The following is a 19,219-nucleotide window of genomic DNA, read 5'->3' on the forward strand; positions in this document are numbered from 1 at the left end:
GAGCTGCCATTCAGCGACTACGTGGCCCCAAGTCGTAAGATCCGTCGTAATCTGCGTGAATTCTATCCAATGGGCGGGGCTCCGGCTGCGGACCGCGGGCTTGCGCCTGACGTATATTTTTGTGTCAGACCGGCGATGGTCTGCCGGCGCCAAGTTAAACGATCCTGTCGAGATAGGCGAACCCATGGAACTGGTCAAGGTTTTTCATGCCTCGATCCTGCTGCTGATACTGCCGGTTGCCGTGCTTGCGCAACAACCTTCGTCGGTGACTGCCGACGCTCTCAAGGTGGCACTTGGCGAAACACAGAAGATCGTGACCAAGACGATCGAGCAAACCGGCGTTCCTGGGATTGCCATCGCGGTGGTCCATAAGGACGACGTGGTTTTTCAGCAGGGGTTCGGCGTTCGCGAGATTGGTAAGCCCGAGTTGATCGACGCCGACACGGTCTGCCAGTTGGCCTCGGTATCGAAATCGATCACTTCGACCGTCCTGGCGGCGCTTGTCGGCGAAGGGATCATCGGCTGGGACGATCGGGTGATCGATCACGATCCTGGGTTTTGCCTCTATGACGCGGCCAGCACTCGTGAGCTGCGGTTGCGCGACCTGCTCTGCCACCGCAGCAGTCTGCCGGACCACGGCGGCGACTTGCTCGAGGACATGGGCTACGACCGTGGCGAGATTCTGCATCGGCTGCGTTACCTGCGGCCCGACAGCAGCTTTCGTGCGCATTACGCGTACACCAATTATGGATATACCGAAGCGGCCGTGGCCGCGGCCCTGGCGGCGGGCAAACGTTGGGAGGATCTAGCGGCCGAAAAACTCTATCGCCCTCTGGGAATGAACACTACCAGCTCGCGTTACGAAGATTTTGCCAAGGCCGCGAACCGAGCCCGCTTGCACGTGCGGATCGACGACAAGTGGGTCGCCAAGTACGAACGTCAACCAGACGCGCAAACGCCGGCAGGCGGCGTCAGCTCGACGTTGCGCGATCTAACCTGCTGGATGCGGCTGCTGCTGGCCGACGGCAAGTTCGATGATCGGCAAGTCATCCCGGCAGCCCCACTCAACGAGACGCACAGTCCGCAAATCGTTACCGGCTTCGATTCGCAGGCCGGACGCCTCGTTAGTTATGGCCTGGGTTGGATTGTCAGCGTCGAACGGGGAGGCAAGGTCTTTTGGAAACACTCAGGAGGCTTCGACCTGGGAATGCGCACCGAAGTTGCGTTCCTTCCGGCCGAGCAGATCGGCATCGCCGTGCTCTCGAACGCCGGACCAACGGGCGTGCCCGAGGGGATCACGGAAAGCTTCTTCGACTTGTTGCTGGATGGAAAGCTGTCGCGCGATTGGGTCGAGTTCGCCAACCGCATGTTTGCCGAAGAGGTGCGGCGAGAACGCGGCAAGGAGACCGACTACAGTCATCCGCCTGCGCAAACGACGCAGCATCTTGGCCTGGCAACTTACACGGGCACGTTCGACAACTCCTTTTTCGGCCCGATTGAAATTACTGACGAACAAGGGAATCTGCTGCTCACGTTGGGGCCAAAAAAGATGCCCTTCCCGCTACGACATTGGGATCGCGACGTGTTCATCTATCAGCCGACGGGCGAAATGGCAGGCGGCGTTAGCGGCCTCCTATTCACGATCGGCCCTGACCAGAAATCAACCCGCGTACTCATCGAAAATCTCAACGTGCATGGGCAAGGTACATTCGAGCGCGCGTCACCCGGCAAGTGAAGCGAAATCGCTCGCTAGAGATTTTGCGAAAAAAGCATCCGTCCGGCACCCGGCCAAATCGAGGGTTGATTTCGGACGCCTCGTATTTATTCAATTATTGGAATTATTCACCGCGCAAATAATTGACCGCGTTGACGTTGACTTTGGCTCATTTCCCGGGAAAACAGCGAATCCGCACAGAATTCTGTCCGGGTGGGGTGTTTAGGGGATGCAGCCTCATACGCGAATTCTATCGCGGGGGCACAGGGCTCGCAGGCCGTAAAACCGACCGCCGCGAGCGCGCTTTGTCGCTAGCACCACACCCTGCAACACGCGCGGGAGTTTATTGTATTGCGCCCGATTCTGCCGAGTATGAGATCGGATTCGGCGGTGGCCGCGAATGAGCTGGTCGCATTCTTCTCTGCGTAACCTGCGACATCTGCGGATCAACTCGCTTGATGGAAAAACTCACAACGCGATCCGCGCGACGTTTACTCTTCCGAATGTCGCCTCATTCGGACGGCTGTTGTCGTCTAGAATTATTTGGAAAGATGATGATCCGCAGGGCACGCAGATCAGGCGAACACCTCCTGCACGACGCTGGTCTGAATCGCGGCGTGAAACCAAGTGCAGGCCAACGTCGGCAGGAGTATTGTCGCTCGTCACGTTCCCGGCTGCGGGGCGGGTGCCGGATTGCTGTTATTTGCCGAACGCGGGGCGGGCTGGTTGGGATTCGTCGGTGCAGGCGGCACTTCCTGATCGTTTTGTGGCGCCATACCGTCATTTCCGTTCTGCGACTGGCAGCAACTGTTGCCGTTGTATCCGGATGTGCCGCAGGCCGAGGACGCACAATGACGAGCGGAACGGCAACGGCGGCGGCCGCAGCGGGCTTCGGAAACGTCTGCCACGGCCAATGTGATCACAATGGCGAACACGAACATGCTGAGTCGACCCATCATTTACTCCTTAAAATGAGATGCAAAACGGCGCGGCGGATCACGCGTCGAAGCTGAGCCCGCGCGCCAATAGTGTGAGATTGGGGGCGAAGCACTTTGCATACCATTGCCAGGGCGAATCGAGATGCCACTTGGCCCGACGGCCCGCAGACGCGGGACCTAAGGGCCGGCGCCGCGAATGACTTAGCCCCACGGCTGGCTGCGTCGCGGGCGACGTGAATTATTGCGTCGCATGCCGCTGCCGTAATTCGGGGTTGGGTGACTACCGGCCAGTATGAGCGTTTTGCGCGCGAGCGTTTTTCTATTGCGCGCTTTCGTACTGACGAGCCTCGTAGAACGCTATCAACCACCCTGAACCGTAACAAGCGCGCGTGAAACGTAAAGAGTACGTAAGGTGGCAGGTTGCGGCGTAGCTATTTGCCGCGCGGTTGGCAATCTGCGTCGACGAAGCGCAGCAGGGCGTGCTTCCAGTCGCCGGCGTAGTCGATGTTGATTCGCTTTGTGGCGGTGTAGCGGGGCTGATGCGCGGGATCGTCGGTGAAGAACAGTTCGTTCCCCGTCAGGTCCAATCCGTTATGGTCGCGCGTGATACGGAACGCTCGGGCGAGTCGTCCTGGCCCGCGGAGGTCGACCTGCCACTGGTCGAGCGGTTTTGCGCCGCGGATCAGTACGGCGTGCGCCTCGCCCTGTGTGCCGGTCACGACGTTCAGCATGTCGTACATGCCATAAATGAGATAGACGTAGGCATGCCCTGGGCGGCCGAACATGATTTCGGTGCGCTTGGTGCGTCCCTTCGAGGCGTGCGAGGCCAGGTCCTGTGGGCCGAGATAGGCTTCGGTCTCGGTAATCCTGGCCCGCAAAAGCTCACCGTCCACGCGCCGCACCAGGATTTTGCCAATCAACTGCTGGGCGACGTCGCGTGCCGATTGCGCGTAAAACGCGCGGCGCAGTTTCTTCTGCGACGGACGAGATCGTACTCCGTTTGCCTTTTTCGGCATTCTCTCTCGTCCTCGTCGTGCTGGCTGATAAGGCGTCCGCGATCCCTATAATAATTGAAAGCCGCAATGCATCGTAGACTCGCCGTCGGCTGGCCGGCTCGTAGAATGGTAGGGGCGGACGTGCGTGGCGAACTTCACGTCATCGGATGGCTCGTCCATTTGACGTGCGGAATCGCGCAGCCGCAACGCATTGGATGCCTCGGGCGTGCGTGCGACGCCGACGCCGCGTTTCGCCAACCGCGTTGTGCCCGCCGTATTGTGCTTACTGCATTCCTAGGGCGCGACGCGCGATCAAGAATGCTCAGTTCAACGCCAACGATCTTTCCTTCGGGGGGAGGGTGATTATGCCGTCGCGCGGCCCACATAGCACATCGGCAACCCTGGAGCCGCTTTGGCAAGAAATCAGCGAGTTTTTGGAATGCCAGAAGGAACAGATCTTTGGGCAGATCAGAGGCTACCCGTCGCCCATCACGGGCTGCGACCAGCAATTCAATTTTCTGCTTGAGGAGCAAGCCCGCATCTCGCAGGAGATGAGTCGCATGCGCACCGCCATGCAGGAATGCTTATCGGGCGGCAAGGCACACGCAATCCTGGCAGAGTTTTTGCGTACTTCTACGTGCCTCGACGAAGAGACCGCCGGAAGATTTCGCTCTCGGTTGGCCGATACGTCAGAAAACGCATGACCCGTGTGCCCTCGGCTGCAAGCTCTTTGGCCGGTCGTTCAGCCGTACGCTATGCCAATCGCTTGAGGCGCGACACGCGTCCGGTGGCAACCCATTCGGCTACGAAGATGCTGCCGTCCTTGCCGAAGCAGGCATCGTGGGGATGAACGAACTTGCCGTCTTGCCAGGCTGCACGGTCGCCGCGGATCTTCATGCCGTCTTTGGCCGTGATTCGCGCCGCATCGTCTCCCAGGCGCGCGACGACTTCGTTCTTCTCGTTCAGCAGCGTGATCCGGGCATGTAGCTCGGGAATGACGAGCAAGTTTTGCCACGTCTCGGCATTGGCGGGCAGGCCGTACCCGGTGAGCGTCTGCAGATACTTACCGTCCATCGAGAAGTATTGCAGGGTGTTATTCGCCCGATCGCACACGACGATCGAAGGCTCGCGCCCGGCGCGGCGATCGACCCACAGACCGTGCGGCGTGTTGAACTTGCCTTCGCCGGTGCCGGGGCCACCGAAGCAGGATTGCCACTTGGCGTCTTTATCGTAGCGATGGATATAGAAGGCGCCGTATCCGTCGGCCAACAAGAATCCGCCGTCGTCGAGAAAGGCGAAATTGGTCGGCAGGAACCGGTCGCGCCCCCATTGGGCCGTGGGCTTGGTGTCTTCTTCGGCCGCGTACACGCCCGACTGCATCGGTGCGTACTGCTGCCAGACGGTCTCGCCCTTCAGATCGAGCTTGGCGAAGGTCTTCAGGTGCTGATACGCGCAGACGTAGAGGAATTCTTGCCCGCCATCGTTGCGAATCTCGATGCCGTGGCCGCCCCCTTGAAATTGCTTGCCGAACGAGCGGATGTATTTGCCGTCGGGATCGAACACGAAGATCGCGGGATGATCCGTGAGCTCGCGCTTCCCTTCGTGAATCACGTACAAGCAGCCCGAGCTGTCGACGGCCACGTTATGCGTCGTTTGCCAGGTGAATTGTTCGGGCAGTTGCGGCCAATCGTGCTGCACCTCGTAACGATGTTCCCCTTCGCCAACGATCAGGGGGCTATCGGTCTTCTTGGCCGTGAGCACGGTGGGTGCCAAGGCCACGCCGGCCGAGGCCGCCGCGGTTGTGGCAAGAAACTGTCGACGCGAAACCGTCCGGCGCGAGTGATGCGACATAAGGCTACCTATGGGGGCGATGCGTTTTCAGGGTGTGAATGAATGCGTGCCCTTCCTGCGACCTCGGCCTAATGCCGAGCCACTGCCGTTCGCGGCCCGCACGTGGTAATTGCCTTGCGTCACGGGCCGACAGGGGAGGGACACTTGAGAGAATACACAGAGCCAGACCGTGGCGAAAGCTTTGCCGTCGACAAGATGCCATCGTTTGGCCGTCCGTCAGGCGAACCGGCTTCAGTAGGTTCTGTCTGCCTCATCTGCGAATTCTGCCGTTGGCATCCCTCTGCCGGCGAGCAGCTTGATGCCGCGAGAGAGTGATGCACACATCAAAAACGCCAGATTCGCCATCAGTATGAGGACCAAGATGCGCCGTGGAATCTGATTGCCAAACCAATGCAGTGCGAGAAGCACCGTCAACAAAAGCACGTGATAAAAACCGCGCGGAATCCTCATGCCCCAGATTATACCCGGCCGAAACGCGTCACTGGATAAAGTCATTGCCGCCGCGCAAATAAAATCGCTGCTTGGCATGACTAAATGTACAATCAACGTCTATGTCCGCAGCGCTGGAAGCAGGCTTCGCAGAAACGTGCCGCATGGGAGATTGTCGCCGACGAAGAACTTCGCGTTGAAGGCCCGCAAGTAGCACAACCGCTGGTTTCGCGCACGTTTTCTCCATGACACGGAACGTTGGTGACTGGATGGTTGCAGGAATCAAAATCATTGCAGGAATTCCAGGAACCGGCCCGACGACTGCATGGAGTGACTCGGTCGAACTCCGTTGAAAAAGCTGGCACAGTCGATAATTGCTATGTCAGAAACAATGAATGCAAGTAGTGCAAAGGCAGACGGATCGCATCGCCCACTTCAATGGTCGGTGCGCCAGATGTTGGTGCATGTCGCATTGATATGCGTCTACCTGGCGGTGATTCGTTTCAGCCCGTACGTTGGCGGGCCATTGGTCACGCCGCTTTTGGCTTTGCTCTGGGCTACTTTGATTGTCGAGCGTCTTTCGAGCCGGAGAGCTGCCGTTGTCATCAGTATCGTCGTGGCTGTTTTTTCAAGCGCTCTGTATTGCGGTTTACTCAGCTTGCTACAAAGCACTGAGCACACCCCGCCCGGAACGTTTTGGATGTCCGGTGGCGGACTTGAGCAGCTGTTAGCCGACGCTGCCACAGGTGCGACGAGCGGCCTGGTCATCGGCGGCTTGGTCGCATGTCTTGTGTATAAATGGCGGCTTGGGAATGAGCTAATCGCCCTGAATCGAGCGAAGCGATGACGCCGACGTTGCCGGACGACAGGACCGCGGAGCAGCTTCTGTCGTCTTGCTTGATTTGATAAGAGTGCCGTCCGCAGATTACGCAGAGACGATCGAGAGGAGACGGCTTGGCGAGTGATTGGATGCGCCGATGGGCGTGGCTGCTGCCGCTGTGTTCGCGTGATACACGATCGCGCGCAAGCGTCGCGGCATCGAAGGCGTGGTTGGCGTGTATGGACGCCCGCGTCTAATTACCGGTCCATCACGATCCAGCGGGGCGTGACTTCGTCCTCGCCGGGTGTCGCTTGGGACGTGGGCGAATTGCCATTTCCGTTGGCCTCGGGCAGAAGCTCGGGCTGCACGTTGTGGCCGGCCCGCGCCAAGCGGGCGAAGATGCCCAAGGCGCTCGTTTCCAACGATTCGGAACGGGTCACTCCGTCGAGCGCGTTCACACCACCATCGATCAATGCCCAGGGTACGGCTGTCGTGGCGAAGGCGGCTGTCGACGCGCCGTTGGGGACATCGGTCGCCGGTAGCGCGTTGGCCCCCAATACTTGCACCGAGGCTTGCGGGGCAGTGCTGAGCAATCCCCAGCCGGTCGATGTGGAGGTGTATCCCGACGTAACCGTGAACGGCAGGGTCGTGGTGGTGCCGCCGGTGGGCAACTGCAACTGCAGCATATCCTGCCCAGCGGTGGAATTAGTAAATGTGTAGGTACCAATTCCCGTGGCGGCGTTGGTCGTGGCCGTAAACGTCCCTGATTGCGCACCGAAAAATTTGATGGTCACCGTGGTGGCGCTTAAAGCGACTTGCTGCTGTTCGTTGAGTATTTCGAACTGCACAGAGTTGCTGGCGTTCACCGCACCGTTGGTCGGCTGGGTGAGAATCTTGATGTATTTAGCCAGATTGGTCGACGGGTCGGGCGTGGGCGTGGGACTGCCGGTCCAATCTCCGATGTTGATGGTCACTGAATTGAAATTGGAATTGACATTGGTTGACTGCCCCCCTTGGTCGTCATAAGGGAAGCCGTAGGCCAGACTGTTGATGCTGATACCGGACGTCGGATTGTTACTCCAATTCTGGTGCAGGGCGGCCGAATACCAGTTCGATAAAGAACCCGGCGCGTAATACGTGAAGGGGACCTGCATGGGGTTGACGTAGGCCGCGCCGTGATCGGTGATGCTCGTTACGGTTCCGCCCGTGTTGATCACGCGGGTGATCAATTCGTAGCCGCTTCCCTGTGTGGTGCTGCGGAAGACGTTGTAGGCGTAAGCCGTACTTTGCGGCATGGCCAGTGTGATGCTTAGGTCGTCTGTCGCCAGGTCCGATGTTTTGGCCTTGCGCTCGATGCTGGCGGTCGATTGGGTGCCGTCCTCGTTGACGGCCGAGATGACGTAATAGTATGTCGTGTCGGTGGCCAGGTGGCCGCCCGTAGTGGCCGTGGCCGATTGCAGCAACGGTTCGTCGGCCCAATTATTGGGGGTGATGGCGAAATTGTTGGCGATGCCACGATTGAAAGCCGAATCGATCGAGTTTTCGAGGTCCGACAAGATCGATTCTTGTGCAAGAGTCAGGCCTGGTTGCGCGGTGACTCCCGGAATTCCTCCCCCGGTGTTGAACACCCCATCGGCGGCGAAGATCATCTCGCCCGGCGATTGATCAGGATGCGGCATCCACGTGGGAGCAGGGGGGAGTGCGGCATTGCCGGTGTTGGTGGAAAAGTATGGTTCGTAGATCAGGTACTGTCCGCCCAAGCCCGGGGCCGTCAGCACTAGCACGGTGTCCCAAGTACTCGTGGTGGAATCCCAGTAACTTTGCGTATTGCCGGTGAAGTTGTAGCTGTCGCGGGTCAGGGTGAAAGTGTGACCGGACGTGGCTGTCGGCGGCCCCGCGGTGTAGTACTGGAAAAAATCATCGATCTCGGTCGTGAAATACGAGCTCAAGGGATTGAACGTGTAGCTGGACGTTGGGGGCGCCTGCGCAGACGTGGCATTGCCAGGATCGCTAAACGTTGTTGATGCCGAGTTGCCGACAAATCGCGCTGTGGAAACGTTATCCGTCGTGCTGCGGTAGATGTTGTAACCGGTTGCCTCGGGGAACGGGGCCCAGGTGAGTTGCACCGTGGCTTGCGAGTAGTTCTGTCCGTTGACGGACAGTTGGTAGGGGGTGGCCACGGTGACGTTGCTGGCCGTCGTCTCACGACCCGCGCCGTTCGTGGCCGTGATCCAGTAGTAATAGGTTGTGCTCGTACTCAAGGTGCCGCCGCTGGAATACGACGGCGAGCCAGCCACGGGGTAATCGGGGTTCGGAAACAAGTCTGACGGAGAAATGATGCGATATCCGTTCCCTGCAGTGATCGTCTGGTCGAACAGCGATTGTTCCGCGGCGGTGAGCGTACTGATGTATTGGCTGTATTGGCTGAATGTGTCACCGCGGTTCAGGGCGATGCCGACGCCGTCGTTGGCGGGATTGGCGGCCACAGGGTCGGTGGCAATCCATATTGGGAAACCGGTCTGATCGACTTCGGACAAATCGACGTCCAGATTTCCTCCGGCGTAGGCGTACTCGACCAGGCCGAAATAATTGTAGGGATTCGTATTTGCCGTGGGGGTCGCGATTCCGGTGGCATTGTAGGTCACGTTCGGAGGACTGCCGACGCCAATGACGATCTGTCCCCCCTTGATGTCGACGTTGGGAATAGCTATCGACGGTGAAGTGCCTGAGAGCGAAAAGACAAGATTGGTCGAGCTCGTGGCTGCCGCGTAATCGTTGATTGCCTGATTGAAGTAAACCACGGTGCCCGGCGCGAGCGATACGCCGGCGTTGTTGATGTAGTTCGTGGTGCCCGAGAGTGTGCCGGACACTTCGGCATAGATGCCCAGGTTGACCACATCTTGCGGAATGCTGAAAGTGATCGGAGTGGTGCTGCCGGTCATGAGCAGGCGCTCTTCCAGCGTTTCGAGCGTCGGCGGCTGGACGCCCGCTCGCTTGCGGCGCGCGGCGGCGCCTTGGCTCAGCTGGCGGCCGATGGTGCGGAGGGGATTGCCCCCGCGGAAGAAGCCCTGGTTACTCATTGCGCTGGCGCTCCCCGACACGTGCTGACGAAAGGTCCGCCCCGGCTTGTGCCGAATCGCTGCGACCTCCACTTGCGCGCTTCGTTCGTTACAAAGTTAGCACGCTACCGTCGCGCCGTCGGACCGGGCGGGGCAATGTCGCTGCAACCGTCGGAACTGGTACGATCCTCCCCGCGCGCTTGGCGATTCGAGGAGGAGGCGTGACTGAAAGCCCGAGCGCAACACGGGGCATTGGCCTCCCTGGCGCCGCGCAGCCTGTTGCCGTAATACACGGCGTCTCGCTTGACGCTATCGGGCACGCTATGAAGTTCGGTTAACTGGAAAGTAATCTTCCTGCGCCGCGGCTTGCCTGCGATGTTGATCCTCGCACGTCGGCGCGCCGCGGTCATGGCGAAGTTGACCGGTTTGGGTCAAGATAGAAGCGGCGCAGCGTAACGCGCGCCGCTCCTCGTCCGGCCAGGGCCGCCCGCGAACCATGTCGTCGAACCAGAGAGAAGCATACCGTGGTCGAACCTAACGAGCCACGCACACCGTCGCGCGATCATGATCGCACCGCGGCGCCCAGCGCCGAGGTAACGCGGCGCGACCTGCTGAAGATTGGCGCGCTGGGCACGCTCGGCGGGTGGGAACTGTTGACCGCGGCACGGCAGGCGGGCGCCGCCGCTGCGGCCGAGCCGGGTTTGGCGCCGGTGCCGCTTCAGTTCGATGAGCCTGGCGATCGGCCGGCCGGATCGACCTCTTGGCCTGTCACGGTCGGCGTGCCGTTTGCCAACGGCGCACTAACGAGCATCGATGGCTTGTCGATCTCGACGGGGGACGCCGCTACGCCCAGCCAGTTTACGCGGGCACTCGATTGGCGCACCGGGACCAAGAGCATCTCCTGGGTTCACTGCGATTTCCAGACCACGCTGGGGGGCCACGCCCGGCCGGCCGCGACGTTGCACGCTGCTCAGGTTGATCCGGCTAAGGGCAACCCGGCCCCCACTCCGGCTGTGACGGTAACCGACAGTGGAACACACTTTAAGGTCGACACCGGCGCGATTTCGTTTACCTGCAGCAAGACCAGCTTCAACCTGTTCGACTCGTTCGCCGTGGCGGACAAAGCCCTGCTGCGCTCTAGTTCGCTGTATTGGAAGGACGTGCAGGGAAATCTTTACGAGGGCAAGCATGTCGTAGACGGCGTGACGGTGGAAAAGTCGGGCCCGTTGCGCGCCGTGCTGCGCTACGACGGTTGGTATCGCACCGCGCATGGCACGCCCAAGCTGCGCTATTCGGTGTGGCTGCACGCGTTCGCCGGCTTGCCGTTTGTCCGCATCTATAACAAGTTGATCTGGACCGAGAATCTGACGTTGTACGTGTCGATCGACCCGACCATGAGCGAGCTAGCCACCAAAAGCCTGTTCGCCGATCGCGCCGGCACGGCCGGGTATGTCTCGCACGGCTGGTCGACGGGCGACCAGGTCAAGTGGGCGTATTCGCATAGCGACGTCAACGCGAAAGGGGCCATCCAGTTCTACGACAATACATCCAAGGCCGGCGCGGCCGTGGTCGTGCTGCCCAAAGTGGAAGGACCACCGCTCGATCGCGAGGCAACATACTACGTACACGTTAAAAGCGACACCAGCCTGACGCTGCACCGCAGCGAGGCCGACGCCAAGAGCGGCGCCGCCGCGATCAAGTTTCTGGACCAAGGCGTCTACGCCCATGATGGTGTCACGTATGGTGGGCGGCATTACTTGCAAGCGCAGCAGCCGGTGCTGGCCGATTGGGGCATGAAGTTCGATCTTGCGGCGCCGGCAACGCATACCGCGATCGATGTCGCTGGCGCCGTCAGCCCGGCGGCCTACGACCTGAAATCCGTGCAGAGCGTGACCGCCTGGCAAGCCGCTCACGGTAATACCTCGCTGACGCCGGGGCACGGTAACGCGACGAAGGAACACAATCTGGCGGGCTGGGCCGAAGCGCAATTCGCCAACGGCGCGGGACTGGCAGTGGCGGTGAAAGGACTTGCCCAGCAAGTTCCCAAGGCGCTGCACATCGACGAGACTTCGCTCACGATCAAGCTGTGGGGCGGGCTGCCGATGTCGCTGGCCGAAGAAGACCGCGTGTTGCCGAGTTTCAAGGAGCATGGTTACCCCAAAGAGTGGCTGGCGTTTTCCGGCGAAGCCAATCCGGTCGGCATCTCGAAAACGCACGAGATCTGGTTATGGCCCACGCAGAGCGTGGCGCAGAATCGCTTGATCAATGACCTGGTCCAGCGGCCGGTCGCCTGCTGCCCAGCGCCGGAACATGCCTGTGCGACGGATTACGTCCTGGGTATTCGCGCCCGCAGCCAGAGCCCCGCTTCGTACGACTTTGTCGAGGCGGCGCTCGAGCACATGCTGCATTACCTGACCGCGCGCGACAACGCGCACGCGGATTTCGACGAATGGAACTTCGGCGACCTGCGCCTATTTCGCGATGGCGCCGTGCGCACCTGGGACAACGGCGGTTACAACTGCTGCGACTTGTTCTGGTGGCAGTGGTATCGGACGGGCCGACGGCACTTTCTGGAGGAGGGAATCCATAACGCGCGGCACATGATGGACGTCGATACGATTGCCCATTCGCAAAAGGTCAGTGGAGGCAATAACACGTACGTGCGGATCGCGGGGCGCACGCATCATTACGCTACCCTGCAATGGGGCTGGCCTACGCCGTATGGCGATTTGTATGCCGACCATCCCTCGTATTTGTTGCTCTGCTGGTTGATGACCGGTTACGAGGTGGCCCGCGTCGTACTCGACACGAAATGTACCGAGCGGCGCGATGCCAATTACGGCGACCCGGGCAATCTGAGCGGTTACGTAGCAGCCAGAACGAGCCGAGAACAGTACGGCGCCGCGCAACCTAAGTTCGTCTATTACGAATTCACGGGGGACGAGCGTTTTTACCAGGCCGGCCGCAATTGGTTGGAGCTGGCCATGAATGCGCAAGCCACAAGTGGCGAAACCAACGGCAACGGCACGCGACTGTTCCCCAATAACAACTTCTGGGGTTTCTTCTACGAAGCGTTCTTGTACGCCCACCGGCACAGCGGCGAGTCTGCTTTATTGACCGCGGTCGCGCAAACGGTGGACGACTTCGCCGTCTCGCAGACCAGCAATTACGATGCCCCGAATTTCCGCTGCAGCTGGCCTGCTCCTAGCCGGTTTGGGCGGGCGCGGAGCAGCCTGGTGGCCCATGTCGCAGCGTACAAGAAATCCGCCGACAAACGGTATTTGCAGTATCCGGTCGATCGCGTGTTGCGGCAGTGCCGCACGGTACAGTCGGCGGGGTTGCTGCCGGGTTACGACGTGATCGAAGGAATTCTGGCCCCCGCCTTCGTACGCGATGCACTGATGCTGCTGGGCACGATGGCCGACGCGGGATTTCCCACGATCGATTGGCCGGGCAACATGCCGCTGGTGGCTTCGCGACCGATCGACGGGCCGACCTGGGTTTCGCAGCTCACCGTGTGGGCCCAAAAGAAAGCGGCCACCGCCGGCAAGGTGCGGTTGATCTTCAAGGACGCCAATCTCACGCCCGTCGAGGTACCCGGCCGAGTGCAGGCCGTGATCCTGGACCCAAGCGGCGCTTCGAACACAATCTTGCTGAGCAAGGATATCAGCTACCCGGCACAAGTCGCGGGGACGATCATGACGATCACTACTCGCACCAACCTGGGCAGCGGCCAACCGGTGCGCATCACGACGACGGGCAAGCTTCCGGTGGCGCTCGTGGCCGACACAACCTACTACGCGCATGTGCTGAAAACCGGGACAGCCACGTCACTGACAATACATCGCAGTCACGCCGAGGGCGCGGCGGGCGCCAAACCACTTAGCCTGGAGGGGGGCAAGGGGCCGTTGATGCTCGTCGCCTGCGATACCCTGAGCGAGGCTTCGTTGACACTTTCCCCGCGTAGCGCGGCCGGTGCCTATCGGATTCATATTCAGGGAGAGAGCCAGATATTTCGCACGTACGCCTCCAGCGACACGCCCGGACTGGTGGTCGAATTGCCAGGCTTGGGCGACTTGCCGCTGGATGCGACATTTGGCCCCGCCGAATTCCACTTTCGCATGCGACCGGGGCACAAGACGTTGACTTTGACCACGACCAAAGAGCGTAGCCACCTGGTGCAGCCGGTGGCCGTATTGGATCTGGATCGCCACAAGCTGGGTAGCTTCGATTACGACATCGGCCACACGACGACCGTCGACATTCCGATTCCTGATTCGCAGGCGGGCAAAATACTGAAGCTGGCCAAGGGCTTGGAAGAGTATTCTCCCCGCTCACCATTGACTTTGCCCACGTTACGGCTGGGAGGCACCGAGCGATATATCTCGATGTCGCCGTCACAGTGGTTTAGTCCGTTGGCGGCGCTCGACAAATCGGTCGTGGCGTTCTGGCCGATGCAGGAGCCCGAAGGGACGCGCCATGATGCAACGGGGCACAAACGCGACCTGACCGAGAATCACGGTCCGATTGAATCCGATCCGCACAGCCCGCTCGGCAGCGCCGTGCAATTCGCTCCCACTGGCAACGGATTTCTCAGTAGTCCGGATGCTGCGTTCCGTGCCCGGGGCAGCTTTTCCGTGTGGGGCTGGGTGCGGCTCGATGAATTCGAGACGTCGCGATATTTGTTCGTCAAAGGAGGGGACGTTCACAACAACCCCAATAGTTGCGAATGGGCAATCTACGCGCTGCCGAAGCCTTCGGGACGAATCTACTTTCAAGCCCGCGTCGGCAAGAAGTATGCCTTTACGCCCGGCATCTCGCTTGCGGCCGACGGCCGGCTGCACTTCGTGCTCGCTTGGCATGACGCGGTGGCAAAGAAGATCATGCTGCAAGTCGATCAGGGGGCGATCGTATCGCAGACCTTGGGAGGTGCGATCAATACCGGCGACGCGCCGTTCAATGTCGGCGGCAGCGCCGCGAATGGCAGCGGCTGGATCGGCACCGTGGCGGCCGTAGGATATGCGCAAAAAGCGCTGACTGCGACCGAACGGAATCTGCTTTACAACGGCGGCAGCGGCTTGCAATATCCGTTCTGAAAAGATCGCACGGCCTGAGGGGTGTTTGTTGGTGCGCTGGGTGCGCGCTGGATTGGCGCGCCAGAATCTTGTGACGCGACAATGTGGGAGCAACCCGTGACTGCGGTGCATCACGTTGCGGACGGCGGTATCAGGAATTTTCTTCCTCACGTGTGAGGGGCCGGGGGCCCAAGTTTCGCATTAACAATAGGGAGCAATTAGAGCGACCTGCGGGCCGGAAGTCCGAGAGCGTGCGTTTCGTCGGGATATGCCGTCCTGCGGGCCAGTCAGAGCGACGGCCCGGACATCGCGGTGGCGCGATCCGCAGGTTACAATCGCCACGCATCCACCTTCGCCCATTCCACTTGCGGTGCGGTCCCATGACCGATGTCACTCGGCTGCTGATGCAAGTCGATCAAGGCGATCCGGTGGCCGCCGAGCAATTGCTACCCCTGGTGTATCAGGAATTGCGGCGGCTCGCCGCGCGCCACCTCGGCCGGGAAAAGGCGGGTCAAACGCTCGACGCTACCGGCCTGGTTCACGAGGCGTATTTGCGTCTGCTGGGCGGAGCAAATCCGCAAGTATGGCACGGACGCGGTCATTTCTTTGCCGCCGCGGCCGAAGCCATGCGGCGCATCCTGGTCGATAAGGCGCGCCGGCGCAAGGCCGTGAAGCATGGCGGTGATCGGGCCCGCGTCAATCTGGACGCGGTGCTATCGTTGGCCGAGATGGCGCCAGCGACAGACCTGCTGGCTCTCGACGAGGCTCTAACGCGATTGGCCCAACTCGCGCCGGCCAAGGCCGAGGTTGTAAAGCTACGTTACTTCGCCGGGCTGAGCATGAACCAGGTGGCGGAAGTGCTGCAGATTTCGCTGGCTACCGTGGAACGCTATTGGACCTATTCCCGCAGTTGGCTGTACGCCGAGCTGAGCGATTCCGATCGGCCTGAACCGCCGGCGCCAGGTAAAGCGGCAGGCAAGGCCGCGACCAGCGAAGATAAGTCGTAGTAGTACCAGGCACAGAAAACGGCATCGCACCAAACAATCGCATGACCGAACCACCTGATAACGTCGAAAGCATTTTCTTTGCCGCCCTGACCAAGGCCGGGCCTGCCGAACGTGCCGCCTATTTGGACGAGGCCTGCCGTGACGCTCCGCAGCTGCGTCGCAGCGTCGAGCGCCTGTTGGAAGCGCACGCCAAGGCCGGCGGATTTCTGGAAGGTTCTCCGGCCGAGCTGCTGCCGACCGTGGATCGGCCCGAAGACGGGCAGCCGCCCGGTCGTACCGCGCCTGCGGCTGACGACCTGGTGGGCACTTTTGTCGGCCCTTACAAGCTGCTCGAGCAGATTGGTGAAGGGGGCATGGGCGTGGTGTACATGGCCGATCAGCAGACGCCGATTCGTCGTCGGGTCGCGCTCAAGGTCATCAAGCCTGGCTTGGACACCCGGCAAGTGATTGCCCGCTTCGAGGCCGAGCGGCAGGCCTTGGCACTGATGGATCATCCCAATATCGCCCGGGTGCTCGACGCGGGTACAGCCGACTCGGGCCGGTCGTACTTCGTGATGGAATTGGTTCGCGGCGTGCCCATCACGGAATACTGCGACCAAAACAATCTACCGCTGCACGAGCGGCTGGAACTTTTCGGGCAAGTCTGCCATGCCGTGCAGCACGCGCATCAAAAGGGGATCATCCACCGCGATATCAAGCCGTCGAACGTGTTGGTGACCATGAACGACGGCCGCGCGGTGCCGAAGATCATCGACTTTGGCGTCGCCAAGGCGACCAACCAGCAGTTGACCGACAAAACGCTGTTCACGAATTTTGCCCAAATGGTCGGTACGCCGCTGTACATGAGCCCCGAACAGGCAGAAATGACCAGCCTGGACGTGGACACCCGCACCGATATTTATTCGCTGGGGGTGCTTCTTTATGAATTGCTGACCGGCACCACACCGTTCGATCGCAAGTCGCTGCGCGATGCGGCCTATGACGAGATCCGCCGCATCATTCGCGAGCAAGTACCGCCGCGCCCCAGCCAGCGGATCAGCACGCTGGGCCAAAAGCGGACCGTGGTGGCCGCGCATCGCCAGGCCGATCCCAACCGATTGAGCCAATTGATGCAGGGCGATCTCGATTGGATCGTGATGAAGGCGCTGGAAAAAGATCGCACACGCCGCTACGAGACGGCCACCGGGCTGGCTGCGGATTTACGGCGCTACTTGCTCAATCAGCCTGTCGAGGCCGGGCCGCCTTCGTCGTTGTACCGCTTCCGCAAGTTCGCGCGCCGCAACCGCACCGCGATCGTGACCGCCAGCGCGCTGATGATCGCCATGATCTTGGCCACGGCGGTCAGTAGCTGGCAAGCCGTCCGGGCCACGCGCGCCGAACGACGGGCCGAGCTCGCCCGGGCTGCCGAATCCGTACAACGAGCCAAAGAGCACGACGCCAAGTTGATCGCCGAAGTCGAGCGGAACAAAGCCGAAGAACAACGGGCCCTGGCGATTCAAAAGACCGCCGAAGCGCTGGCCAGCGCCGATCGCGAGAAACAGGCCCAACAGGAAGCGGCCCGCGAACGAGACAAGGCCTTGGCGCTGACGCGGCGCACGCTGGTGCAATCGGTCGACGAGCTGATTGCCAAGGCAGAGTATCTGTGGAAGTCGGGGCCGCAGGCCAAAACCGAGGCGCTCGCCGCGATTCGTAGCGCCGCTCAGCTTCGTCGCGAGGCGTCCCCCGTTTCAGACGCTACGTCGGTTTCCCAGGAGGGCGAGATCGACGAATACGAAGCCCGCTGGCTCAATCAATCGCCGCGCCTCGATCGTATAGCGGCAAAATGGCTGCTCTGTGCCGGTCTGGTGCAAGAAGGGACATTTACGTATAGCACGCCCGGGTTCAGTGGGGTTGATCGTATCGCGGTATCCCCATGTGGGACAAAGATTGCCATGCGGCGATCCGTACCGGACGCCAAGATTGTCGACATTATCATTCTCGATCAGAGCGGAAAGATGCTGGCGCGCGCGCCAGGCGGTGCGGCGAATTCTCCCCTTCCTTTCGCATTCAGCGACGAATCGCACCTGTGCGTCGGAGCAGGGCACGTTTGGGAGTACACGCTTCCAGAGCAACCGGTCGCTGCACCGCTTAAAAACCCCAAGCGGCTGTCGTGGCAGACGCCCTCCTCCCTATTGCGGCAGACTGAAGAATCCGACGGTGTCGCGCTGAGGAGTGTGAATGACCGTTTCGTCGCCACGACGGAAGAAAACCAGCTATTTCTTCACGCCAAGAACGTCGCCAATGCGCCTCGCGGTTTGCTCTGGACTTTGCCCACCAATGGTTCATTTGTCGATTGCGATTTCGTTGGGGATCGATTGTTCTTCCTCGCAACTCACGCTTTCGGTCTCAGCGCGCCCAGGATCGTTGGATTTTTTGATGCCAACACATCCATTCGTCGCACGATATCCGTACCGGCCGTTTCGCGATTCTCAGGTTCCAATAACGCTGGGATCATTCCCTACGATGGGGGAGTTTACATTTACGAGGGCGATTCTTCGGCACTTCAGTATTCGCAGGAGATAAGGTTTCTTCGCTGGGCGTCTGATCTGCCAGAGATTCCGGTCCAGCAATTGAATACAGGCACTGGAATTACAACCGTCGACTCTGCACAGTCGAATGGCGTGAGCGTGGGCCTTACCGACGGCGCCGTGGTCTGCCTCGACGCGCAGGGGGTGGAAAAATGGCGTACCCCCGTCGGAACGGCATCGGAATGGACGCACAGGACGGAGAGTTCGTTTGCATTCGCGTTTTACTCGCTGTGTGCCTACGCCGGCGACCAGGGTCAGGCCATTGTGCTAATCTCGAAGGCGCTCCGTGAGGATGGCCGCATACGGGAACGCGTCCGCGTCCTTCGTTCCGAGGATGGCGCCGAAGCGACTCTGGCGATGCCCAGCGATGCTGAATTCGTACGTGCGACGGCCGACAACCGGCTTCTCATATATAAGCAAGGCACCGGAAGCAGCGAAAAGACGTTGCTCGTCGACGTACTTAGTCACGACATCGTTAAGGAAATTGATGGGGCGCCGGTGTTCTCGTCGGAATCGTCCAAACCCAAGACGGTTTTGTCCGTTCGTACCGTAAGCAGCCTTCAATTTTGGCAACTCAAGGATTTTTCGTTCATCGGTGAGTTGCCGATCGCGCGCGACGACGGAGATTCCGACGAGACTAAGCGTTTGGGACTATATTTCGACGAGGATGAAAGGTTTGCGCTGATCATGCAAGGGCCGCGACCGGCTAATTCCTCGACCACAGTTACTTTCGACGATGTGGTCGTGGTTTGCTTGTCCCCTTT

11 protein-coding genes are annotated in these 19,219 nt (G+C 60.4%); 6 read left to right on the top strand and 5 right to left on the bottom strand.

The window, feature by feature from the left end; genetic code table 11:
• The first annotated feature begins 184 nt into the window (after nucleotides 1-184).
• Nucleotides 185-1,735: a serine hydrolase gene (locus tag VGG64_15975; protein ID HEY1601101.1), complete on the top strand. Its 1,551-nt coding sequence runs from the start codon at nucleotides 185-187 to the stop codon at nucleotides 1,733-1,735.
• Between the two features lie 641 nt (nucleotides 1,736-2,376).
• On the opposite strand, the gene VGG64_15980 is transcribed toward VGG64_15975, so the two are convergent.
• Both VGG64_15980 and VGG64_15985 read right to left on the bottom strand, forming a co-directional pair.
• The gene (locus VGG64_15980) at nucleotides 2,377-2,670 is read right to left on the bottom strand and encodes a hypothetical protein (protein HEY1601102.1); all 294 of its coding nucleotides are present in this window, start codon (nucleotides 2,668-2,670) and stop codon (nucleotides 2,377-2,379) included.
• Nucleotides 2,671-3,083: 413 nt separating this feature from the next.
• Nucleotides 3,084-3,668 carry a DNA-3-methyladenine glycosylase gene (locus VGG64_15985; GenBank protein HEY1601103.1) on the bottom strand — a complete coding sequence of 195 codons (585 nt, stop codon included), beginning with the start codon at nucleotides 3,666-3,668 and terminating at the stop codon, nucleotides 3,084-3,086.
• Between the two features lie 344 nt (nucleotides 3,669-4,012).
• Between VGG64_15985 and VGG64_15990 the strand changes: the two genes are divergently transcribed.
• Nucleotides 4,013-4,351: a hypothetical protein gene (locus VGG64_15990; GenBank protein ID HEY1601104.1), complete on the top strand. Its 339-nt coding sequence runs from the start codon at nucleotides 4,013-4,015 to the stop codon at nucleotides 4,349-4,351.
• Between the two features lie 49 nt (nucleotides 4,352-4,400).
• On the opposite strand, the gene VGG64_15995 is transcribed toward VGG64_15990, so the two are convergent.
• Together VGG64_15995 and VGG64_16000 are read right to left on the bottom strand one after the other, a co-directional pair.
• Complete coding sequence (locus tag VGG64_15995; GenBank protein ID HEY1601105.1) at nucleotides 4,401-5,498, bottom strand: twin-arginine translocation signal domain-containing protein; 1,098 nt, start codon at nucleotides 5,496-5,498, stop codon at nucleotides 4,401-4,403.
• Between the two features lie 231 nt (nucleotides 5,499-5,729).
• Nucleotides 5,730-6,026, bottom strand: a complete 297-nt coding sequence (locus tag VGG64_16000) for a hypothetical protein (GenBank protein HEY1601106.1) — start codon at nucleotides 6,024-6,026, stop codon at nucleotides 5,730-5,732.
• 250 nt (nucleotides 6,027-6,276) lie between these two features.
• On the opposite strand from VGG64_16000, the gene VGG64_16005 reads away from it, so the two are divergent.
• The gene (locus VGG64_16005; GenBank protein ID HEY1601107.1) at nucleotides 6,277-6,774 is read left to right on the top strand and encodes a hypothetical protein; all 498 of its coding nucleotides are present in this window, start codon (nucleotides 6,277-6,279) and stop codon (nucleotides 6,772-6,774) included.
• A 230-nt stretch (nucleotides 6,775-7,004) separates the two neighbouring features.
• On the opposite strand, the gene VGG64_16010 is transcribed toward VGG64_16005, so the two are convergent.
• Entirely contained in the window at nucleotides 7,005-9,827 is a 2,823-nt protein-coding gene (locus VGG64_16010) for a hypothetical protein (GenBank protein HEY1601108.1), read from the bottom strand.
• Between the two features lie 503 nt (nucleotides 9,828-10,330).
• On the opposite strand from VGG64_16010, the gene VGG64_16015 reads away from it, so the two are divergent.
• The 3 genes from VGG64_16015 to VGG64_16025 form a co-directional block, all read left to right on the top strand.
• On the top strand, nucleotides 10,331-14,902 hold the full coding sequence (locus VGG64_16015) for a LamG-like jellyroll fold domain-containing protein (protein HEY1601109.1): 4,572 nt from the start codon (nucleotides 10,331-10,333) through the stop codon (nucleotides 14,900-14,902).
• A gap of 359 nt (nucleotides 14,903-15,261) precedes the next feature.
• Entirely contained in the window at nucleotides 15,262-15,888 is a 627-nt protein-coding gene (locus tag VGG64_16020; GenBank protein ID HEY1601110.1) for an ECF-type sigma factor, read from the top strand.
• A 41-nt stretch (nucleotides 15,889-15,929) separates the two neighbouring features.
• Nucleotides 15,930-19,219 (top strand): protein kinase (locus VGG64_16025; GenBank protein ID HEY1601111.1); only part of this gene is annotated, 3,290 nt, incomplete at its 3' end.

This window comes from Pirellulales bacterium, assembly GCA_036490175.1.
GTDB lineage: Bacteria > Planctomycetota > Planctomycetia > Pirellulales > JACPPG01 > JACPPG01.